This window comes from Priestia megaterium, from assembly GCF_023824195.1.
Lineage (GTDB): Bacteria > Bacillota > Bacilli > Bacillales > Bacillaceae_H > Priestia > Priestia megaterium_D.
This window is the reverse complement of the sequence record NZ_CP085444.1, coordinates 23,962-45,000: the sequence shown is the minus strand read 5'-3', so window position 1 is coordinate 45,000 and position 21,039 is coordinate 23,962. Positions and strand designations below refer to the sequence as shown.

Annotated in this window: 20 protein-coding genes; 12 read left to right on the top strand and 8 right to left on the bottom strand. The window is 35.2% G+C overall.

The genetic code is table 11. The annotated features are described in order from the left end of the window. Positions 1-245: 245 nt before the first annotated feature. Entirely contained in the window at positions 246-446 is a 201-nt protein-coding gene (locus LIS78_RS27940; protein WP_045295226.1) for a cold-shock protein, read from the bottom strand. Positions 447-801: 355 nt separating this feature from the next. Here LIS78_RS27940 and LIS78_RS31550 point away from each other — a divergent pair, with 355 nt between their 5' ends. Both LIS78_RS31550 and LIS78_RS27935 read left to right on the top strand, forming a co-directional pair. Next, on the top strand, positions 802-927 hold the full coding sequence (locus LIS78_RS31550; protein ID WP_286676977.1) for an FbpB family small basic protein: 126 nt from the start codon (positions 802-804) through the stop codon (positions 925-927). A gap of 149 nt (positions 928-1,076) precedes the next feature. Next, on the top strand, positions 1,077-1,259 hold the full coding sequence (locus LIS78_RS27935; protein ID WP_097813104.1) for a hypothetical protein: 183 nt from the start codon (positions 1,077-1,079) through the stop codon (positions 1,257-1,259). A 1,201-nt stretch (positions 1,260-2,460) separates the two neighbouring features. Here LIS78_RS27935 and LIS78_RS27930 read toward each other — a convergent pair. Continuing rightward, on the bottom strand, positions 2,461-3,354 hold the full coding sequence (locus LIS78_RS27930; RefSeq protein WP_252285491.1) for a hypothetical protein: 894 nt from the start codon (positions 3,352-3,354) through the stop codon (positions 2,461-2,463). Between the two features lie 1,099 nt (positions 3,355-4,453). Between LIS78_RS27930 and LIS78_RS27925 the strand changes: the two genes are divergently transcribed. The 6 genes from LIS78_RS27925 to LIS78_RS27900 all read left to right on the top strand — a co-directional run bounded on the left by LIS78_RS27925 (position 4,454) and on the right by LIS78_RS27900 (position 9,787). Beyond that, positions 4,454-5,155 carry a helix-turn-helix domain-containing protein gene (locus tag LIS78_RS27925; RefSeq protein WP_252285490.1) on the top strand — a complete coding sequence of 234 codons (702 nt, stop codon included), beginning with the start codon at positions 4,454-4,456 and terminating at the stop codon, positions 5,153-5,155. A 569-nt stretch (positions 5,156-5,724) separates the two neighbouring features. Continuing rightward, complete coding sequence (locus tag LIS78_RS27920; RefSeq protein WP_252285489.1) at positions 5,725-7,026, top strand: replication protein; 1,302 nt, start codon at positions 5,725-5,727, stop codon at positions 7,024-7,026. A 108-nt stretch (positions 7,027-7,134) separates the two neighbouring features. After that, the gene (locus tag LIS78_RS27915) at positions 7,135-7,902 is read left to right on the top strand and encodes a ParB N-terminal domain-containing protein (protein WP_252285488.1); all 768 of its coding nucleotides are present in this window, start codon (positions 7,135-7,137) and stop codon (positions 7,900-7,902) included. 84 nt (positions 7,903-7,986) lie between these two features. After that, positions 7,987-8,334 carry a hypothetical protein gene (locus tag LIS78_RS27910; protein WP_209152339.1) on the top strand — a complete coding sequence of 116 codons (348 nt, stop codon included), beginning with the start codon at positions 7,987-7,989 and terminating at the stop codon, positions 8,332-8,334. A gap of 105 nt (positions 8,335-8,439) precedes the next feature. Further along, a complete protein-coding gene (locus LIS78_RS27905) occupies positions 8,440-9,330 on the top strand; it encodes a hypothetical protein (RefSeq protein WP_209152340.1) in 891 nt (296 codons plus the stop codon). 235 nt (positions 9,331-9,565) lie between these two features. Further along, complete coding sequence (locus LIS78_RS27900; RefSeq protein WP_053487940.1) at positions 9,566-9,787, top strand: helix-turn-helix domain-containing protein; 222 nt, start codon at positions 9,566-9,568, stop codon at positions 9,785-9,787. A 113-nt stretch (positions 9,788-9,900) separates the two neighbouring features. On the opposite strand, the gene LIS78_RS27895 is transcribed toward LIS78_RS27900, so the two are convergent. After that, positions 9,901-11,454, bottom strand: coding sequence for a DUF4365 domain-containing protein (locus LIS78_RS27895; RefSeq protein ID WP_252285487.1), 1,554 nt, complete (start codon positions 11,452-11,454; stop codon positions 9,901-9,903). A gap of 478 nt (positions 11,455-11,932) precedes the next feature. Here LIS78_RS27895 and LIS78_RS27890 point away from each other — a divergent pair, with 478 nt between their 5' ends. Then, positions 11,933-12,103 carry a helix-turn-helix transcriptional regulator gene (locus LIS78_RS27890; RefSeq protein ID WP_081113383.1) on the top strand — a complete coding sequence of 57 codons (171 nt, stop codon included), beginning with the start codon at positions 11,933-11,935 and terminating at the stop codon, positions 12,101-12,103. A gap of 1,362 nt (positions 12,104-13,465) precedes the next feature. Here LIS78_RS27890 and LIS78_RS27885 read toward each other — a convergent pair. The 4 genes from LIS78_RS27885 to LIS78_RS27870 all read right to left on the bottom strand — a co-directional run bounded on the left by LIS78_RS27885 (position 13,466) and on the right by LIS78_RS27870 (position 15,922). After that, a complete protein-coding gene (locus LIS78_RS27885) occupies positions 13,466-13,702 on the bottom strand; it encodes a hypothetical protein (RefSeq protein ID WP_252285486.1) in 237 nt (78 codons plus the stop codon). A 94-nt stretch (positions 13,703-13,796) separates the two neighbouring features. Continuing rightward, a complete protein-coding gene (locus tag LIS78_RS27880) occupies positions 13,797-14,492 on the bottom strand; it encodes a hypothetical protein (RefSeq protein ID WP_209152344.1) in 696 nt (231 codons plus the stop codon). Continuing rightward, entirely contained in the window at positions 14,489-15,628 is a 1,140-nt protein-coding gene (locus LIS78_RS27875; RefSeq protein WP_252285485.1) for an FtsK/SpoIIIE domain-containing protein, read from the bottom strand. The genes LIS78_RS27880 and LIS78_RS27875 overlap by 4 nt, the downstream gene beginning before the upstream one ends. A gap of 6 nt (positions 15,629-15,634) precedes the next feature. Continuing rightward, a complete protein-coding gene (locus tag LIS78_RS27870; protein ID WP_252285484.1) occupies positions 15,635-15,922 on the bottom strand; it encodes a hypothetical protein in 288 nt (95 codons plus the stop codon). Between the two features lie 512 nt (positions 15,923-16,434). Between LIS78_RS27870 and LIS78_RS27865 the strand changes: the two genes are divergently transcribed. Next, positions 16,435-16,977, top strand: coding sequence for a sigma-70 family RNA polymerase sigma factor (locus LIS78_RS27865; protein WP_245210764.1), 543 nt, complete (start codon positions 16,435-16,437; stop codon positions 16,975-16,977). Continuing rightward, entirely contained in the window at positions 16,961-18,052 is a 1,092-nt protein-coding gene (locus LIS78_RS27860; protein ID WP_209152348.1) for a DUF4179 domain-containing protein, read from the top strand. The genes LIS78_RS27865 and LIS78_RS27860 overlap by 17 nt, the downstream gene beginning before the upstream one ends. Before the next feature lie 47 nt (positions 18,053-18,099). Here the strand turns inward: LIS78_RS27860 and fabF are convergent, their stop codons facing one another. Next, positions 18,100-19,335 (bottom strand): beta-ketoacyl-ACP synthase II, encoded by a 1,236-nt coding sequence (gene fabF, locus LIS78_RS27855; protein WP_252285483.1) that lies wholly within the window; start codon positions 19,333-19,335, stop codon positions 18,100-18,102. Between the two features lie 121 nt (positions 19,336-19,456). Between fabF and LIS78_RS27850 the strand changes: the two genes are divergently transcribed. Further along, positions 19,457-20,311 carry a helix-turn-helix transcriptional regulator gene (locus LIS78_RS27850; protein ID WP_209152265.1) on the top strand — a complete coding sequence of 285 codons (855 nt, stop codon included), beginning with the start codon at positions 19,457-19,459 and terminating at the stop codon, positions 20,309-20,311. Positions 20,312-21,039 lie beyond the last annotated feature (728 nt).

The following is a 21,039-nucleotide window of genomic DNA, read 5'->3' as shown; positions in this document are numbered from 1 at the left end:
AAAAAGATCAAAAAACTTACTGATATTTATCTTAGTTACAAATACTTGTTAATATAATTACATTTGCTTTATATCTTTATTTTATGTTATAACTAGTTAACCTTGTATCGATCGTCTTGACTAAAACCCAGGCTTTTTTTAAAGCCTGGGTTTTCTATTGAACTAATATTAGATAAATCATGGCTTTCTAATTATAAGACCATAAAAAAAGACTCCTTCATAGGAGTCTTTTTTATCACTTTTGATTATGCTTTGTGAACGTTAGCAGCTTGTGCTCCACGTTGACCTTGCTCGATATCAAAAGTAACTTTTTGACCTTCTTCTAATGATTTGAAACCTTCACCTTGAATAGCACTGAAATGAACGAATACATCGTCTCCGCCTTCGACTTCAATGAAACCGAAACCTTTGTCTGCATTAAACCATTTTACTGTACCTTGTGTCATAATGTTGCCTCCTGCTGTGGAATACTCCACAAATGTATTACCACTCTTGCTCAATCATACTATTTCAAGATAAAAACTTCTGTTTAGGGTTTTTTCTTCTCTCAATCCTATACCGAACAAAAATAAGTTAACGGTAGTGTACCATATAGACGTATTGATAGCAAATAACGGAAATAGAACCCTAATACAAAAGGTATGTACTATTGTAGCTACCTTACTCTTCTTAAGTTGACTATTATAAGAATAAGGATTCCACTCTTCATTTTATGATAGCAAATAATTGCTTTATTTCATTTAACGGTTATAATCATACTTGTCTACGGACTAAACTTAACAGTAAGAAAGAAGTGCCCTTATGAGAAAGTTAAAACCCTCTTTTCAAAACCTCGTCAATGAAAACAGACATAAAATACTAGAAGATAAAAAGGTCATGGAAAAGATTGAAGAAAAAATTGAAGCTCGACAGGAGCAGGCTAGATGAAAACGAAATAAGAGTAGAATAAAAACATCCTATCTAAACGGATGTTTTTTTGTATTGTACTGCTGTCGCATTTCTAGATAAGTGTCTTTTTACAGGATGTTTCATCTGCCATGTCGAATCTAGCAAGTCACAAGGAAGGGGCTGTTAATATGGATTCAAAAGAACAAAAGCGGTTGGCAACTACTAGAAAACTAAGGGGAAATGCTAAAGAACGAACTGACTTATTTTCTGAGTTAGAACAAGACTTAGAGAATTTAGGATTACAACGACGAATGAAACAATTAGAGTTAGAAAGTAAGTTCCTAAAAAACCAGAACGATGAACTAGCTTAATTCACAGCACCCGTTCAGAGGTGCTTTTTCAACATTTTAAAACTGCACATCAGAATATCCTAGCTATGATCAATGCGTATTTGTCTACGTTTCGCACTTTGGTTATGACAGAATCCCCCTACCTTTTTGGAGCAAAACATGTTATAATACGTTTAACCAATACTTTAATTTCGAAAAAAGGTGCTTTTCCTAAGGGAAAGCACCTTTTTTATTTTAATTAGTCCGGACTTTCTATTAAATACGGAAATTTTCAGCCTATCCTTCTACGGACAACTGGAATATGCTATAATCCAAATATCTTTCGATTTCAATGCACATGTTATCTTAAGAGGCCAGACTGGTTTTAACTAGTCTGGCTTTCTCTTTTATTCACCTATATTTTTTATCCAACTGACCCTTTACATATGTACAACTTGCCTAATGTTCACGTAAAAAGAAGTGGTCTTTTTTATAATGTACTCTTACCAGACAAGAAGGACAAACAAAAAATCCCATGTTCTCTTTTTCACCTGTAACTTCATGAGCATAAAATTCTCCCGTTGTTTTAACTTGATCAACGATTTCCATATAACCATTATGAAAATAAGCTAGCTTGTTATAGTACTTGTTAATAATAATCAAATCTTAATTCGCTGGTTATCTTGCTTCTTCTTCTCTTCTTCTCCCTTCCTAATATAAAAAAAGAAGACTCTTCTGCCTTCATTTCGCTTTCAAACTTTTGCTTTTTTTAACGTTCCATTTCTTGTGCTACAATTCTTTTTTTGTAGATTGTGCTCCATTATTCCGTGCAAAAGATTTTGTAAATCCATTTTATAATTTCTCTTTTTCCTTTTGTCCTAATACTTTTTCTCTCTCAATACCTCCACCTTTTTAAGTCGACTTTTAAAGAAATCTTAGCGAGAAATCTTTTTTATTTTTCAATTCCATTTATTTTTTAATGGCAATTGGATCTATATTTCGTAAAAACATATCCATCATATTCGTTCCTTTCCTGTAAATTGTGAGTCCCCACTTCAAAAGAGAGAAGAGCATAAGGGGTTTTTGCTATCACAGGGTGTGATAGGCTAGGCAAAGCCTAGCAAAACCGTGATATCAAAGAAAGTCGCTAAATGTCCCCTTTGCGTCCCCTTTTTTTGGTGTACGTCCCTTTCACGTCCCCCTTTAAAATCCCAATGTCTCCTTTACGTCCCCCTCTGTTTTTTCACTTCATGGCTAAATCTTGTTGCTTTTCATTCAATTTTTGGAGCTTTTCTTGTAAACCTTTTTGTTCATCTTCATGGAGCTGAATGCTTTCATCACTTGATTGAATGGCATCCTTTTTCATCGCAAGTTTTGATTCCGTATCTGCTTTTTCCTCCTCCACTTGGTACTTCATATCACGTTGTAATTCATTCATTTCCTGTTGCGTTTGACGTTTATGTTTCGTTTCTACCGTGATTGCTTTTTCATAGTTTTTCATTTTCTTTTTGGCAAAATCTTTTTCCAACTCATTGACCAAAAGTGCATATTCTTGTTTGTTTTTGATTCCTTTTCCTTCTTCACTTTTCGTTTTTCGTTTTCGTTGGTCAGAATAGAGCGTTGTAATTAACGCATGAGCATCTATTTTCTCTGTTGAACCTGTTTCTGAATCACTCGTCACATCATCCACGTTTACCGTTTCTTTTTCTTCATTTTCTTGATACAGATCAAATGCTAGTACTTCCCAGTTTGGAGATAAAGCGTTGATCCTGACAACGTAATATCCATCATCTTCATACAATAATTGAACAGGTAATTTCACGTTTGGATTCGCTTTTTCTTGTGCAAGGAAGCTTACCTTTTCTTCATCTGTTTGATCTAGTTTGATGACCATATCCAGTGAACTTGAAGCCCGATGATACACAAGCTTTTCAATAGTGACGGTTCCTGTAATGTTGGAAGAAACCACCTCATAGGTTTTGGTATGGTACAAAGGATCTTCTATTTGCAAATAAAATTTTGATGTCAGTAAGGATGAAAAACCAATAAAGAAAAAGATTAAAACAGCTGTATACTTCCATGATCGATTGCGACTTAAATTAAACCGATAGTCTTCCAATTGCTTCTTAAATGCCACCTGTTCCACCTCATTTCATGATTTCTGTTTTCAATTCTTCGATACTATAAAACACCCATTTGTTCGCTTCTTTTCGCAAAGAAACCTTAATAATGTCATGCGTTTGATCGTCGACATTTTCATCCTTCTAAGAGTTAAAGAAATATTAAAATCCCAATTAACCTTACATCCAAAAATCACCTACTATAGATTTATAGTTAGTTTCTTCGACTTTAGTTAAACTTAAGTTGAATATAATATCTACTAAATATAGTTTTTTAATCACACATTCCTTTTAGTTCAACCTAAATCAAACCTAACAGCAATTAAATACAGAATCACAGTCAGGTTTTCAGCTTTAGTCAAACTCAAGTTAAACTTAACAGTTACTTACTACAGATTTATAGTTAGATTCCATTTCTTTAGTCTATCCCATTCCAAACTTAACAGTTACTTACTACAGATTTATAGTTAGATTCCATCTCTTTAGTCTATCCCATTCCAAACTTAACAGTTACTTACTACAGATTTATAGTTAGATTCCATCTCTTTAGTCTATCCCATTCCAAACTTAACAGTTACTTACTACAGATTTATAGTTAGATTCCATCTCTTTAGTCTATCCCATTCCAAACTTAACAGTTACTTACTACAGATTTATAGTTAGATTCCATCTCTTTAGTCTATCCCATTCCAAACTTAACAGTTACTCACTACAGATTTATAGTTAGATTCCATCTCTTTAGTCTATCCCATTCCAAACTTAACAGTTACTCACTACAGATTTATAGTTAGATTCCATCTCTTTAGTCTATCCCATTCCAAACTTAACAGTTACTCACTACAGATTTATAGTTAGATTCCATCTCTTTAGTCTATCCCATTCCAAACTTAACAGTTACTCACTACAGATTTATAGTTAGATTCCATCTCTTTAGTCTTCTTAAGAACTTTGTTATAATAAACTATGACTTTGAATTGCCTATTCTCTCAAAAATAGCAAAAGAACCTGTAAATCTAACACAAAATCCATCATTAAATCTCTCAAAATTTAATGTCAGTTCTGTTATAATAACAACAAATTTATTATTATTATAATTGAGAAGAGGAGGGGGTTAATTTGAAACAAACTGAGGAAGAATTCAAATTAAGTGAAGTAATAAAACTTACTGGGCTTTCTGATCAAACAATTCGAAGATATCAAGAGGACTTTAATATTCAAGGGATTCGTACTCAAGGTGGTCATCGTCGTTTCAAAAGAGAAGAAATTGATATGTTACTTGAGGCTAAGAGATTGAAAGAAGAACATGGTTACTCTATTAAGCAAATCCGTTCACATTTTAATGGAGAAACAACATCGGAGATGTTAGAAAAGAATGAACCTATGAAAACAGTTTTTGAGAAGAAAATATTGAATTTAGAAGAACAATTAGCAGAGGCAACTGAAAAAATTGATTCTATGGTTCAGGTTTTAACAACATTTATGAAACAAAGTGGACAAACAAATCAAAATATTTTATCTCAATTTCAAGATGTACTAAAGGCACTCCCTGAAACACCTACAACTACAAACAACCAAAGAATCTTGGAAAAAGAGCAACGTCTAAACGAATTAAAAATTAGAAACAAATTAAAAAAAGAAGCAATTGAAAAATGGGGTATGTTACCCGAAGAGGAACAGACTACAACTGTGAAAACTGGTCTGTTTAGTTTTAAAAGGGAAGAAAATTATAATAAAAAACGTGCTTTCATCGAAGATTATATAAGTGAACATTTAGTAGATCGACTTGAAAGAGAGTATGATATGAAACAAAATCAATGATTAACCTAATTTTAGTGAAATATAAAAAATGAAAGAGGCATTGCCCTTAGTTAAGTCAGCTTAACTAAGGGCAATGCCTCTTTTAAATAATGCCAGTTTGAAAGATCACTTTTGTTGAAACTAAAAATTGCACTTTTGCATACTGATTGAGAGTAGAGAGAAAGATTTTGTTTTTCAGATGAATAATTTTTAAATTATTTATTATCTAAATGAAAAAGATTAGCCTAAAATACTCGTTTTGATATATTTTGCTAATTTTTATTGAATTATGAGACTAGTTAACGCTATAATAAAACTAACAAAAAGGATCGGAATAGAAAAAAGACTTCAACTGTTTAAGAAGTGCTGTCAACACTCTTAAACCGTTCACCCTAATCACGGTAGGGAAAACACTTGTCGAAGTCTCTTGTTAATAGAGTTAGTTTTTCTATAAGATAAAACTTATGTTTTTATTTTATATGAAATTGACATCTATTTCAAGGGCTTAGTTCATCAAAATCAAGGCATTGTTTTCCTTTTTCCAGGGAAACAGTGTCTTTTTTGTGTTCCTTAAAGGAGACGATGAACAAATGACAAAAATATTGACCTGTTATCTAAAAGATGTAGATACCTTCAATGGGCGGTTCAAATGGTTATGGACCAACAAGTCCACACTTCGTAAAAAGAAAGAAGAGTTTTTAGAAAGTCTTCGTACCCACTTTAAACAACAACAATCAGCTATACATAAAGAATTTCCTAAAAAGAGAATGGAAATGCTCGATCACGTCATCTATAACCTAGTGGCTACGGGCATTCAAGCGATCCGTTCTGAAACACTTATGAAGAAATTTAATGTTTCCAAAAGCACGGTTTCTCGTTTTGTACGCTCGTTAAAGGCGACACCCTTTATACTTGTGGCACGATACATTAAAGAGGATGCAACAGGTACTCATCCTGATAGTTATGTATTTATCCTTAAAAGCCATAAAAACTTTCATCATATTTGCGACGAAATCTTTTTTGCTCATGATACAACAGGTGTACAAACGCTTCAGCAAGAAGAAATGACCACTCCTGTGACACGTCCTGTGACGCATCCAGAAAGCACTGAAAACGTTGATACACCAAGCTTAGAGGCCGATAAATCACCTGATGCCTTTATTAACCTTGATTTACCTGTAAATCATATAAATAATCATTTAATGTCTGTTTCACAGGCCTTCACCTATATCAAAGGTGTGCCTAAAAAAGTCAATCAAGTCTATGCAGGTAAGTATGGACATCAACTACAAGACTTTTATGCTCGCATTCAAAACGCTGCAAAAGCCGTAAAACGAGATACAGAGATTGAGATTGAAAAAGAGCAAGTACATGAAATTGCGTATACATCCATCCTGGGATTAGACAAATATGTCCATGAAGCTAATCAACAAGGCAATTCTTTATCCCTGCGGGATATGTGTCGATTAATCTATCAAATTGCAAAAAATCAATTCTATGAATGGGTAAACCCTAAAGGGCAGGATTATTCATCAGTATACGCAAACCAACAAGAAGTTATACATAACGAAAGTGAAACAACAACATTGGCTAAACCGAAACATATTATCCGTAAGGAATTGGTTCCTGGTTGGTTAAAAGCTGAAAAAGATCAAAAAGACAATGCAGAAGAAACAGAAGTTACGTTGGAGCAGAAGCTTGAAATGATTGAGTTGAAGCAAGATTTAGGACAAGAGCTAACACCAGAGGAAGAAAACTTGCTGCAGGAACACAGTTCTACGTATAGCTTGTTGGAGATAGCTCAGGTAAAACAAGACCTAGGACAAGCTTTAACTCCAGAGGAACAAGAATGTTTGCGTCAACATAACCAGTTAGAAGACACAGCTTCCTAATTAAAAAAGTAGAAATTCCTTAGAAGCTTATGTTTTAATAGAATATGTTTATTTAGAACTGTGTTCTAAATAAACAGTACCTAAGAATCTACGCAGGAGGAGAACATTATGCCACATAAAATTACGTTAACCGGATCAGCCACAGGACCACTACGAGAATACGATCGCTACGTTGCCTTTGATATGCGTGAAAAAGGGTCACCATCTGCGCCTAAAGGATTAAAGAAGAGTACCTTTATTTCGTATACCGTATTTGTTGCGAAGAAAGCCTTTAATAAAACTGGTCTGACTAAGAAAAGTATTATGCATGAAAAAATCTTAATTCAAGGGGAACCAACGTTAGATATTCCGATTGATGAATGTCCTGGTGAAATAGGCGTGATCTGTTTCCAGATTACCGTTCTCCCGAATAAAAAAGACAAAGAAACCAATGACTCAAACGATAAACAAGAAGCTTCTGCCGCACAACAAGAAGTTGCTGCTACTAAGCCGGAAGAAAAACCGATAACTGCTTCTCAACCTGCAGCAAAAGAAGACAAGAAAGAAGCGAAGACTGTTCAGCCGGAGGTACAACAAGATCCTACAGAAGAAAAAAAGGCCGAGCCAAAACAGAAAACACTACCGAACCAACCAAAAGGAACACAAGATTTGTTGAACTTTGATGACATTATCGTACCTGAAGCGTTCTTAAAGACACGACCAAACGCTGAAAAAACACAAAAGGTCATTGACTTTGTGAAGCGTACGGGCCGCCTAGATGAGCCACTAACGATTGAAAAAGGATCGAACGTCTTAAAAGATGGTTATCGTCGTTATGTCGTGGCCAAAACTGTCAAAATGGACAAAGTTCCGGTTGTCTATGAGTATCAAAAATAAGAATAACGGGCTGGACTCCTACGATTTGTTAACCGATATAACAGATATTAACCTAAATATAAACGATTACAAGGAGAGGCCTATATGAACACATCAACACCTTGTCCAGGGTGTCAAAAACCCATTACAATCGAGCACTTTGAGGATTTCTCAAGTCCTTTTACAATGAAATGCCCACATTGTCGAGCAAAATTAAAAGAAACCAAGATGACGCCGTGGTTATTGTTACTAGCTGTGATTGTCATTCCTTTGTTGGTGTACTTAGGTATTAGCGTGAAAAACTTTTTAGCCGGTCACTTTCCCGTTGTGGAAAAGGTACCTACAATGATTGTATTTACTGCTTTTTGTTACCCAGTGTATGCTTTATACGAAGCTTATAATGCTGTTATTATTTTTAATAAAGGAAATCTACAATTGAAGAAGTCTCAGTAATAAAATGTGTAATTAAAAAGATGTCGTTTTAAAAAGTGCCAATGCCTAGTTATTAAAGCAATTACATTTTATGCTTGGGGATTGATGAACAGAAAAGGGGAACCCGTGAGAAAGAAAAAGAAAATACTACTAGCTGTCGCTGTAGGTATCCTTATCCTATTTCTAGGAGGAAAATACTTACTTGCAATGGTACAAAAGATTGGATGTAGCGATGATGTCATTCAGAAGATAGAAATGAAGAGTGGCTATGTAATGAAAGTCCATCAAACAAACTGTGGAGCTACTACTGATTTTGGATATAAACTGACTCTAACCCATCCCGATAAGGATGAGAAAGAAATCCTCTCTTATGGGATGCTTGAAGGTGATTCACATATTGATGCAAATGTACACAATGATCAACTCAACGTTACATATTCTCCTTCTACCATCGTTTATAGCAAGGGAGCCAATTACAAAGGAGTATCAATACACTTTGAACGAAAGGGCGGAAATGCGTCTGTCCCTGAAAGTTTTAAAGATCAGAGAAAGAGTTTCGATTTAGATATGGCTGACCTCTTTGCTAATTCGCTAATCGTATACAGAAATGAAGAAATTCCTGCGGGACAAGTTCATTTTGCTGTAAGTGAAAAAGGGATCCCTTCAAAGGGATGGAACAAGAACTGGTTAGTTATTGGCGAAATTGAGTATACGCTGCCTGTCTTTATCCATCGTGATGAGGAAAATTCCCCTGTTTATGTAGGACAAAAGGAAAGAAATAGTTCAACTTGGAAGGAAGTAAAAATAGCATCTACTTATCGAGATTTTCAAAAAGCTTTGAAACTAATAGATGACCCATCGGGAAACCGTTCTTTTCCCGAGGATGTTAAAACAAATCCTCTTCCTGAAAAAGAAATTAAACAGAATCTAAAAGAAATAAATAAGGGTAACATTAAACTTTCTTTTTGGAACGATTGGATGAGGGGAAAGTCCCTACCTGACAAATATATGGAATAATCACAACAAAGACCGCCCATTACTTATCAGTGTATAAGGCGGTCTTAACTGTATTCATGCTATATGACTATGACAAAAATATCGACATTATTCTAACTCTGCATAAGTAATATTTATATATTGTTTATTTTATAGTTTATTATATGTGATAAATAAATTTTATTGCGGAATTTTTTCCCTAAAATGAATATTTTTTTTGAAAGTGTCAATCCTTTATAAAAAGGAGTGTGCTCTTATGCCTAAGATAACCCAAAAGAGTAAATTAGGAAAATACTTAATGAACAAAGGCTATAATCAAACGGAAATAGTTAAAGTAACTAAGATGGATAGAAAAACAGTTAGCAAGATTTACAATGATTCAAATTACATCCCATCAGGTACCACGATTAAGAAAATTATGAATGTCTTAAAAAAAATTGACCCAAAACTGAAAGTAGAGGACTTTTTTAATTTATAAGCCCTATTGTGGGTAAGTAGGGCTTATTTATTGTACTAAAGACAAAGAACTTTATAAAAAGGAGCTTTTATAAAAGTTTACTAGCAAGCTATATACAGAAGAAAATGAGCATACTACTCCAAATTTTGATAAAAACGGTAAATTGGAAATTCCATGATTTCTTCTTTTTCCTCCCCAGTAAGAGTAGCAAATATTCTCTTCGCTTTTACTTTATTTTTCAACAAAACTTCACATGCAAAACATATTGTTTGCTCGTTATTCATTTCTGCTCTTTCTGTTATGTTGTAAAGATCATTTTTTTCCTCTTCTGATAACGCATGGCCTTGCTTGAGTTTAATGATATAAATATTAACCTTTGCAATATCATCTTCTGGATACTTAGCTAAGTATCGTTGGTTTAGATCAAGAGCAAATTCTAAATAGCTTTCATCATGGGATTTATCGTAAAAGTCTATATATTCTAAAGAACTAGTAATTGTTAAGTCAGCTTGTATATCATGATGTTCATCGGCAAAAGATAATTTTACTATGTCAAAATCAAAGTTTGTATCTTTCACCATTTCTTCAATTTTTCGAGAAGCGAAAATGCTTACTTTTTGGTCATGATTTTCCCGATTATCAGATAACATAACAGGTTCAACAGTATCCTGCCCGTGATTACTAGCTACATCTGTTATAGACGAATATCTACTCGTTATTTTTAACGCTTCTTCACTATAAAGGTTAAGGAAACATCCATCTGCATACACTAATGCTAGTTTCACATATTTGGAAAGTTCAATATTGATCATCTCCGTTTTTTCTAGTTTTTCTTGATGAATATTTAGTAAGCTATATTGTTTATTTTTAAAGATATTGATTATAGCATTGAATAGGGAAGGGAAATCTTCCTTATCATCAAATATATAATTTTCACTTATTCCAATTTGAGTACAAATATCTCTCAGTTCTTTGTAGGATTCAATCTCTTCCCCAATTTGTTGGAGATGCCCCTTTAAATTTAATGTTCCACCAGATAACTGTAAAGATTGAAAGGGAAACTTATTGCGCTGTATGTAATAGTTTATTAATCGTAAACATTTCATATAGGAACCGAGACTTTTTACTCTTTCTAGATGGAATAGACCAGATTTCTTTCTTCTATCAAAATCCAACGTTAAAGTATCTTCTATAACGACCTTGAATCCCTTCTCTGTTTCAATGATTTGGTAAGTAACAAGGGTGGATTCACTGTTCATATAAACGACTTCGTTTTTTCCAATTTTTAACTCATCTATTTTAACTTCCTCCACTGGTAACTTAATACCGTCGTCTGGGATACCATATACGTGAATCATCCCTTCATATAAATTAAAAGCTTTCTTTTGCATGTTAACAAGATCTACTTTGTAATGCGTAGATTCTTTGTTTTCGGATGTTTCAGTAGAGCGTGTTTGCTGTTTGTCTACCTCTTCTATAAATGTGTGACGTAAAGGATCTAAATCTTCATTTTTCATTTTTTTGAAATCAAAGGAAATAGATTTCTTTTCACTTGAATTAAGATGAGATAAGAGTGATCTAACTTTTAGTGGGGCTAATATCCGATAATACGCTAGCTGTTCAAGAGTTGTTGTATCAGTTTCTAGATCTTTTGCTGCAACCTTTTTTGGGGTTTTTGTTGTAACCATTCAATTCTCTCCTTCTTCATGATAAACATTTAAGTCGTTAAAAACTCATCGAATCCTAGTATAGCAACAACGAAACAGCAATCGTTAGATAAATTAAATCCAACGATTGTATTACTCAGCTATTTCTTAGTCAATGAAATGGGTTTACTATCAAACAAAAAAATCCTGTTATATACAAGATTCTTGATCAAACATTATTATAAACAATCCAAGTCCAAACAAAATAACATGAAAAAGGGCACTTTCCCGGCTAGGAAAGCACCCCCATGTCAAAACTTAGTACGTAACGGACTTTTATTATAACATAGGTTGCCCTCAAAAAGTAGGAGGGCCTTATCATGGATAAAAGCGAAAAACTATTGAAAAACTATTAATGGGTATTGAAAATATCTTGAGTGTAGCGTCTGATTTAGTTGATGAAGTTGCTGGGCTAAAGAGTGCAGAAAAAGAATGTAAAACCCTGGAATAGAAAGTATTTATGAATCAAATAACTCAAGCAGAACAAGAAGTCTTTGCTCTTTCTATTGATGGTCATTCTATCTCAGAAATACAAGATATTCTCCATAAAGAAGAGTGCACAATTAAGAATCAAAGAAGGAGTATCTTGAAAAAGTTGAACACGCAGTCTATGACAGAAGCTGTTAAATAGTTTCAAAATCTACATCAAGAACCCTCACAAAAACTAATATGTCTTTCTTAACTATATATTAGCCTTTAAGGCTATAGGAGCAGGCTTAAGCCTGCTTTTGATACATCTCGTATCAAAAATAATACAAGATGTATCATTTTCTATACATAAATGTTTCATAGCTGGTGAAATATTTATGTGAATGATTTATATCCTAATTGAGCACACTATTGAAAAGATGGAGAGATGTTCATTTTCAATCCTTCATTGTGTGCTATGAATAAGCTAAGAGAAAAACCTACTGAACATGGGACTGACCCCATAGACAGTAGGTTTTTCTCTTCTCTATACATAAGTTCTTACTAACTTGAACAAACTAATCCAGAGGTCAATATATGATTTCAAAAACAACTTCTAATTACTCACTATTCATAGAGAAAACTACTGGAGCATGGTCAGTAGTTTTTCTGTTTTTACGCTGTATATGGTAGACATGTTTAGTTAACATAAGATCAATAAAGTATAGAATCTCCTCAACAGGGCAGACTGCTAAAGTTCGTTGGATCATATACAATACCTGTTGTATATAAATAGCTTTATTTCTTGTTGCAGTTGCAGACTTCCTAACAAGTCTGTTTCTTTTCATATAATAATTATAAAAATGAATAATAAATAACATCTTGAGCAAACTACTCAAGATGGATGAATCATCACTTAGCTAACTCCTAAAAACAGAAAAACCCCCTTAACGCATTGGGGGAGTTTTTCTGTCTTTAGGCTGTATAAAGTATACAACTTTAGTTAACATAATCACAGTTCTAGGAAACAAAAAAGCTTTTAAGAGTTATATTTCTTAAAAGCTTTTTGTATGAAATATCATCTTGTAAAAAACATATTTAAAATCTTTTTCAAAAATTGTTCGTAGGATTTAAACACATTGCTAAATTTTGAACTTTGCTTTTCTTTTGGATTCATCATATTCCTACTCCCTGTATAGATCTTTCTATAATTATATCACCATTCTTTTACTAAATAAGAAACATTCAGGTATGTATACGATATACAAATCTAGTTTACATAAACACTCTTCAAGGAAGTAATAAAGCAAAAGAACCCTTACAGGAAAAGGGTTCTCTCGTGGGTGCCTTTAATCGGATATGCAGCTTTTTATACACCTTTGATATGACGGTGATTTCTCCAGGTGTGTGTGAAGAAAAGGCGTATAAAAAGACTACCTTTTATACATATGTCGATTCATCCAAAAATATCCATTACGGCAAAAATGTGCTATTGTTTACTTGCGGTTATATTTTGGTACTTTATAATTAGCAGTCCTAATAAAAAGCTATCTCATTCTACGAGTTAGCTTTTTACTTTTATCTTTTACAGCATGCTTTCGGGTAATAAATCCAAAGAAAAAATTAGAATAATAAGAGCTAAAAGAAAAGAAATAAGGTTAATCCACCATTTATTCTTTGACTTAATACCCCAAATACCAACTGGTATTACAAATAAATATTTTGCAACGGTCTCATTTACATTCATTATTTCAGGTAGAAAAACACCTGCCAAATAAAGACAAACAGCTATTATTAAAGAATTTCTAATTATAATTAACAAAATAAGTATCCTCCGTAAAGTAGTACCTTTTCTACAAACTTTACTATATTCCTAATGATAACTAAATTAGAAATTTTGATTAACCTAAAATAGTTTATGTTAACTTTATCTTGATTCCATTAGAAGAAGAATTGTTTTTTATTCTCGATTCTTTTTGTTGTTTGACAGGACTCTTATATTTCTCCATCAATTCATGAATACTTGCTACTTGTATGAGACGAATATGTTCTGAAGATACAGCATAACGAACAGGTGTAATTAAAATGACAGAAGGGAAGATCGTTGATCGGTCCTTAGGCTGCCAATACAATGCTTTCCATTCATCCGAAAAGAAAAATTCCTCATAGAGATTGATCTTCGTTTGCATTTTCTGTTCTGAATACTGATTGCGTTGTATTTCAATCCAAAAAGGAGATCCTTTAAAAATACAAAACAGATCCGGTTCAATCCCTCCTTTTCGTCCGGTGGGCTTATCTTCGACAATGACCTGTTTAGGTGTGCTATACGTACACATTTGTTTATAGACATCCAAGATAGAAAGGAAATGTAATATTTTTTGAGAGTTCTTTTTGATCTTTGCATCCACGGGTAAATAGACGGTCGGAGAATACTGCTGTGTGCGTTCAATTACCCCTAATCGATATAAACGTACCATCACACTATTACATGCATTTACGGGCGATTTCAGTTGTTTAAAGAATAGGTCAACTAATGAGTCTCGATCCACGGCTCTAAATTGATTAATAAACGCTATGATGTCTTTATCACGTTGAGATAAACGGAAACTCATCGCTGCTCCTCCTTCTCTAATAACCCAAAAATAGACTGTGATACCACTTCTAGTTCTGGTTCAGGATCTTTCACGAGCGTTTTATAAGGTGAAAGTATTTCCTTACAAGCTCCTTCATCTAAGAAAAAGGCTTGAAACTCTTTGACCTCATCAATCTTAATTTTCATCCGTCCCCTAGCTGCGGCATCGATTTCTTCTGCGCCAATTACTCCGGCTACTTTCGCATTTATCGCATCGGCCTGCCTGCCAGAGATCCGAACCCGTAAGGTTGCTTTTAGTGCTGAATTTAACAAATCGGCATCGGGACGCTGCATGGCAATAATCGTATGAACACCTAACGCACGACCTTGGCTGGCAAACTGTTGGATCATTTCTACAAGATCCGTTTCTCTCTTCACTATAGACATTTCATCAATTACCACAACGATACGAGGCAGCTTAAAAGGAAGCCTCCTGATATGCGTCACCCCATGCTCTATCAGTAAATCGCCTCTTCGATACATTTCAGCCCGTAATAAAGCAAAAGGTTTTCTCATATCCTTTGCCTCAAAACAAAGCGCATCCACATGCTCAATCCCATGAAACAGCCCTAAATCGGCTCGTTTGAGATCGACTAATACTAATCGCAAATCGTCAGGCGATGTATATTTCACCCATGTGGTGAGGATAACACGCATGAGACTGCTCTTTCCTGCTCCAATTTCGCCAGAAATCAGTAACGTTTCTAAATCTGCAAAATCCCATGAAACGGGGTTTCCATAGATATCTTGACCAATGAAAACCGGAAGCTCCATTTTCTCTATATGAGGGTGAATGGTTTCATACTTGTAGGTAAGTATCTTCGGTAAGCTTTTATGGTGGACAGTGATACTAAAGTTTTTTAGGCTGCCGTTTATTTCGATGTTGCTGCCTAATACTTGGCGTAACGCCCATCTCTTTTTGTTTAAAAGCTCAGGATCAATCCCATTTAGTAAGGAAAAGACGTACCGGGTGTACGTATGATGGTTATCAATTTGATGAATTTTCGGAAACAGATAGGAAGTACGATCTCCACGCTTTATGACCCTATAAATCTCTGCTGTACGAAACGCTTTAATCAATTGGCCACGCAGTTTTAGTTTTTCAAACACCAACATTCCTCCTCAAAACATAAAGGTCGCAAAAAAGTAAATCAAGGCGCTATAAAACGCAACAGGTAAAATAAAGCGCATGACCTTTGCCAATTGATCAACCAGGTCGATGACACCCCAGCGTTCTAAGATTCGTTCAATAACCGCAATTCCTAATACAATGCCTCCTATGGTAAGAATAGTAGGGTCAAGCATGGCTAGTGGACTAAATGGAACAAAGGAATAAGCCTTGAAGGGACGAGGTCTCGTGGGAGATGGAGGAAAGATTTTTCGAAAGGTCAATCCTTTTGTTTTTCTCATGTTGGTACCTTCTTTCTCTCATTTAATTTTTTTGCTTTTTAGGTATCAATTATTTCAGCTCAACGCATCCGGTCGCCCCCTTCGCCTCTTCGGCTCAGCTCCCTTACAGATTCCACGAAGGGCGTCACTAAGCGTATACAGCTTGTATTAACGCGGTAGCGCCACTGAGCTAGCTACTGATTAGGTAATGGAGGTATGATTCTTTAGATACTATGTAGCTACTGCAGTAAGCTTGCCTGTCCACTCAAAAAATAAAAAAGAACCCTTACTGCAGTAGGTAAGGGGTAGCTAATTATGTAAGAAGTGATGGGTTTTTATATGCTATGGCTTGGCCTATAGGCTTGTCTTTTTCATTAAGTGGATTAGGGATTCCAAGGTCCCTTGATAGTTTATTTTAAGAGAGGTATTGGTCACTTTACGGATAGTAAAATCAAAATACTGTAAAAAAAGAAGAATAGTGAAACTTTTTCTATGTTAGGATGACTCTAATTAATGAGAGGAGGGATGACACTGTGAAACATGATATACATACAGTAAAAAAAGCAATTAATGGAGACGCTAGAGCTTTCGAAGAATTACTTTTCCAAGAAGAGAAAATGCTCTATTATAAGGCCCTTTCGTATGTTGGAACAAAGGAAGATGCTCTTGATGTTATTCAAGAAACAGCATGTAAAGCATTTCTTGCAATAGGTCATCTACAAAAGCCAGAATATTTTTCAACTTGGTTATTTAGAATTCTTATACGAGAGTGTTACAAGCTATTAAAGAAACGAGAACAAATCGTTCCTTATGAAGAACACGAATTATTAAAGAGGTTAGATCAGAAACAGGAAAAAGAAATTGAATCTTTTCATTTAAGTGAGGCATTATCTAAACTTAATTCATCTTATCAAACGTCTATTATCTTATTTTACTACCATGATCTGTCCATTCAGGATATTTCGGATGTGATGGAAAAACCAGTTAGTACAGTAAAAACGTATTTACGTAGAGCAAAGAAAAAATTGAGAAGTGAATTAGAAAGGAGCTATAAGTTAAATGAAAGAATCTCATGAGCAGGTAGAAAATTTCCCAAAAGAACAGATTCGTTCAGCTATTCAAGCAGGCATTGGTCAAGCAGAAGAACAAATGAAGGACAACAAGATAAGTTATAAGCATAGATATAGAATTAGCAACAGAAAACGGAAGGGCTTATATGCTTTGTCCAGTGTGGCAGTCGCTTTTGGACTATTAGTTGCTTCTTCCTATCAATCTCCAGCTTTAGCAAGCACTTTGTCTCAAATACCTATTATCGGTTCTGTTTTTGCAGATTCTAATTCCGTTGGTTTGAAACAAGCTCAAAAAAATGGATTGACCAGCCAGATCGGAGAGACACAAACTGTTAATGGAATATCTGTTACGCTTGACGAAATTCTATATGACCAAAATGGCATTAGCCTTGGTTATATCATAAAATCAGAAAAAAAATTAGGAGAATACTATTTTGGTGCTGGTATGGATTTTACCATAAATGGAAAATCACCTGACGGATTCTCAGGTTCATATGGGGAAAAAGTTCAATCAGCAACAACCCGAACGGCCATTCAGGAGATAAACATATCTGAAGATATGCCAAATTCTTTTGATCTTGGATTAATCCTGCATGGTAAGAATGGAGAGACGTGGTATTTCTCAAATCCAATCAAAAAAATTACGGATATTAAGAAGATTCCTATCCATCGTTCACAAAATGTGGATGGCATTGCTCTTAAGGTCGAAGATTTATCCTTAAGTAAAACAGGTATGAGTATATCTTATGAGAGTGCTGAAAAAGGGGAGGACTTTGAACTAAGCAGAGCCGGAGATATAGAATTCCGAGTAGTTGATCAAGATGGGAAGGAGATTGCAAGCCATTCTGGTGGGGCAGAAGGTCAAATGGTGAAAGATAAACTAGTATTTAAGAGTAATAAAAAGTTTGATCCAATTAACTCACATGTTACTGAATTGACCGTTACTCCTTATTTAGCTCTTCCAACAGATGGTGGAGGAGTTGAATTCGATGAAAAGGGCGAGTCAAAAGATCTAGGTTTTAAAGGTGGTTCTTTAAAATCAGTCAAATTTAAATCTTTTAAAGTGAAAATAACACAATAAGTTTATTCTGTAAAAAGAGCTGACATTCAGCTCTTTTTACCATATACTCACTCGTATTTCTTCAAAACAATAGCTGCATTATGACCTCCAAATCCAAAGGAATTAGATAAACCAGTATTTATTTTCACTTGGCGAGCAATACCTGGTACATAATCTAAATCGCATAATGGATCGGGATTTTCTAAGTTAATTGTTGGAGGAACAATGCCCTCTTTAAGGCTCATTGCCAAAGCAATTGCTTCAACTCCACCAGCTGCTCCTAACATGTGACCAACCATAGATTTATTAGCTGTTATTGGAATCTGATAAGCTTGTTTCCCAAACAGTTCCTTAATAGCTTTTGTTTCAGAGATGTCACCCACCTTTGTACTTGTTGCATGAGCACTAATAACATCAATCTCTTCAAGGGATATGTTTGCATTTTTTAAGGCTGCCCTCATCGCAAGATAAGCACCCTTACCCTCTGGATGTGTAGCAACCATATGGTGTGCGTCTGAACTTGCACCATATCCAATGACCTCTGCATGAATTTTTGCTCCTCTACGCAAAGCATGAGATAGAGATTCTAAAATTAGAATTCCAGCTCCTTCTGACATGACAAATCCATCACGGTCTTCATCGAAAGGACGGCTAGCTTGAGTAGGAGCGTCATTTCTTGTTGATAATGCGGTAGCATTCCCAAAACTGGCTACTGACAAGTCAGTTATAGCAGCCTCTGTTCCACCCGCAAACACAGCATCAACTTCTCCAGAACGAATAAGTCTAAAAGCTTCGCCAATAGCAGTATTTCCAATGGCACAAGCAGAAACAGGCGACATAGAAGGGCCCATTGCATCCCACTTGATGCTAATTTGTGCTGCAGCAGCATTAGAAATCATACCCGGCACGAGAGTTGGACTGACTCTCCTTGGCCCTTTCTGTCTAAGTGCATCAATATTTTCAATTAAGGTTTCAATGCCGCCTATACCTGAACCTACGTATACGCCTAACCTTTCTGGATCTATATGATTGAGATCTAACTTAGAATCTGCCCAGGCTTGTTCAGCTGCAGCTATAGCAAATTGGGAAAAGCGATCTAAACGCCTTGCTTCTTTCTTTCCTAAAATTTCATCTGCATCAAAATCCCGAACAATTCCTGCAATTTTTGCCTTATGGTCAGTAATATCAAATGTATCTATAGAGGAGATGCCGGACTCTCCTTTAATTAGGTTGTTCCAAAATGTTCTGATGTTATTTCCTATAGGAGAGACTACTCCCATACCTGTAATCACAACTCTTTCCACTTTTCATCACTCCAAATCAATAATATACTTGTATTTTACAGTCCTTTTATCCTATTACAAGGGATTGTTTATCCTGGTATAACTACTACTAGGGTAAATTGTATGATGAGGAGTTTTAAAAATGAACGATAAAACTAGGCTTGAGGCCCTGTCTACATTCTTAAAAGCTAAACGTGCTCAAATTAAGCCAGAGTCTATTGGGTTACCAGCTGGAACCCGAAGAAGGACACCCGGATTACGACGAGAAGAAGTTGCACAATTAGCAGGGGTAAGTACCACTTGGTACACATGGTTAGAGCAAGGAAGAGATATAAAAGTTTCTTCTATTGTGCTTGATTGTATTTCTACAGCTCTACAACTAAATAGCGATGAAAGAGACTATTTATATGATCTAGCATTAGAAACAAAGTTAGAAATTGTTCATCCAAAAAAAGATCAATTAGAGCTTAGCCCTTCTCTAAAGCGAATACTAGCTGAATTAACCTATTGTCCGACTATCGTGACAGATCGCCATTGCCATATTGTAGGATGGAACCCCGCAGCAGCTCATGTTTTTCTAGATTTCGAACAAATTCCAAATGATCAAAGAAATCTAATTCAATTAGTGTTCGCCCGAAAAGAATTGAAAGCATTAGCTGTCAATTGGGAGCATTTTGCGAAAGGTTTTCTTGCTATTTTCCGTACCTATTATGGACACTATTTAGGTGATGAATGGTACAACCAGTTTATTAGTCAGATGAGTCATTTACATCCAGAATTCCAAGCCTTATGGAATGAAAGCCAAGTAAGTAAAGCTCCCGAAATGGTTATTGAATTTAGACATGCCAAAGCAGGGAAAATGTTATTTAATTTAACTTCCCTCCAAGTTCAAGGGGATATGGATTTACGGTGTAGTATCTACACACCAGTAGAGGAAACAGATACAGAAAATAAATTAAAACGACTAATGAAAAGAGTTTCTATAGAGAAATTATAAAGAAATCTTATTATAGTAAGCAGATTAAGATGACAGTCTCTTACTTCGAGACTGTTTTTTATGCAAATCAATTGCAAAAATTTGCGATATGATGAAGGCTTGTTATTATTCCTTTGGTGTTCTCTTTTTTACTTAAAATAAAAGAATAAAATGCAACTTTTAGAGCAAACTAAGAGGATAGGAACCCCAATTCCTACTATTCTTCATGTATGATGTTCTAAGGAAAAGCTACTTCCATGGGTAAGGGAGTAGCTTTTTTCTTTAGAGTTTAGTCGGGTAAGTTAGGGGCATCACTGCCCCCGCCTCCCCTAAGAACCGTGCGAGTCCCTTTCAAGACACATCGGCTCAAGCCTCCCATTGCAGGTCCATTTGCTGTCGTATCTTCATCACATACCATAACGGTAAGTTAAAACGTACGCCGACGCTCCAAGTGGAGGTATACATAACAGTACGTTTCTTTCGTCAGAAGATAGCCACAACCTTATGTTCCTACGAGAGACCAACGAGAAGTAGGCTCCCTTTCGGGCCTATCATGGGTTTGTCCGTAAGGACGATAGTATCCGTCCAGTTATACAGTTTCCTGCTTTCCTGTTCTCTTTCGAGGTAACGGCATTCGCTTTCTCTCGTATCCTTTACCCTCTATCACATCGTTTGACTTTACAGTCATCCTACTGTTTACACAGATGACAAAGGGCTTACCAAGTTCCGCATCTTATAGATACGACGAG

Excerpts from the sequence above, each read along its gene's own strand:
- LIS78_RS27940 (WP_045295226.1), bottom strand. The coding sequence starts at position 446 with ATGACACAAGGTACAGTAAAATGGTTTAATGCAGACAAAGGTTTCGGT.
- LIS78_RS31550 (WP_286676977.1), top strand. The coding sequence starts at position 802 with ATGAGAAAGTTAAAACCCTCTTTTCAAAACCTCGTCAATGAAAACAGA.
- LIS78_RS27935 (WP_097813104.1), top strand. The coding sequence starts at position 1,077 with ATGGATTCAAAAGAACAAAAGCGGTTGGCAACTACTAGAAAACTAAGG.
- LIS78_RS27920 (WP_252285489.1), top strand. The coding sequence starts at position 5,725 with ATGACAAAAATATTGACCTGTTATCTAAAAGATGTAGATACCTTCAAT.
- LIS78_RS27915 (WP_252285488.1), top strand. The coding sequence starts at position 7,135 with ATGCCACATAAAATTACGTTAACCGGATCAGCCACAGGACCACTACGA.
- LIS78_RS27910 (WP_209152339.1), top strand. The coding sequence starts at position 7,987 with ATGAACACATCAACACCTTGTCCAGGGTGTCAAAAACCCATTACAATC.
- LIS78_RS27900 (WP_053487940.1), top strand. The coding sequence starts at position 9,566 with ATGCCTAAGATAACCCAAAAGAGTAAATTAGGAAAATACTTAATGAAC.
- LIS78_RS27895 (WP_252285487.1), bottom strand. The coding sequence starts at position 11,454 with ATGGTTACAACAAAAACCCCAAAAAAGGTTGCAGCAAAAGATCTAGAA.
- LIS78_RS27890 (WP_081113383.1), top strand. The coding sequence starts at position 11,933 with ATGAATCAAATAACTCAAGCAGAACAAGAAGTCTTTGCTCTTTCTATT.
- LIS78_RS27880 (WP_209152344.1), bottom strand. The coding sequence starts at position 14,492 with ATGAGTTTCCGTTTATCTCAACGTGATAAAGACATCATAGCGTTTATT.
- LIS78_RS27875 (WP_252285485.1), bottom strand. The coding sequence starts at position 15,628 with ATGTTGGTGTTTGAAAAACTAAAACTGCGTGGCCAATTGATTAAAGCG.
- LIS78_RS27870 (WP_252285484.1), bottom strand. The coding sequence starts at position 15,922 with ATGAGAAAAACAAAAGGATTGACCTTTCGAAAAATCTTTCCTCCATCT.
- LIS78_RS27860 (WP_209152348.1), top strand. The coding sequence starts at position 16,961 with ATGAAAGAATCTCATGAGCAGGTAGAAAATTTCCCAAAAGAACAGATT.
- LIS78_RS27850 (WP_209152265.1), top strand. The coding sequence starts at position 19,457 with ATGAACGATAAAACTAGGCTTGAGGCCCTGTCTACATTCTTAAAAGCT.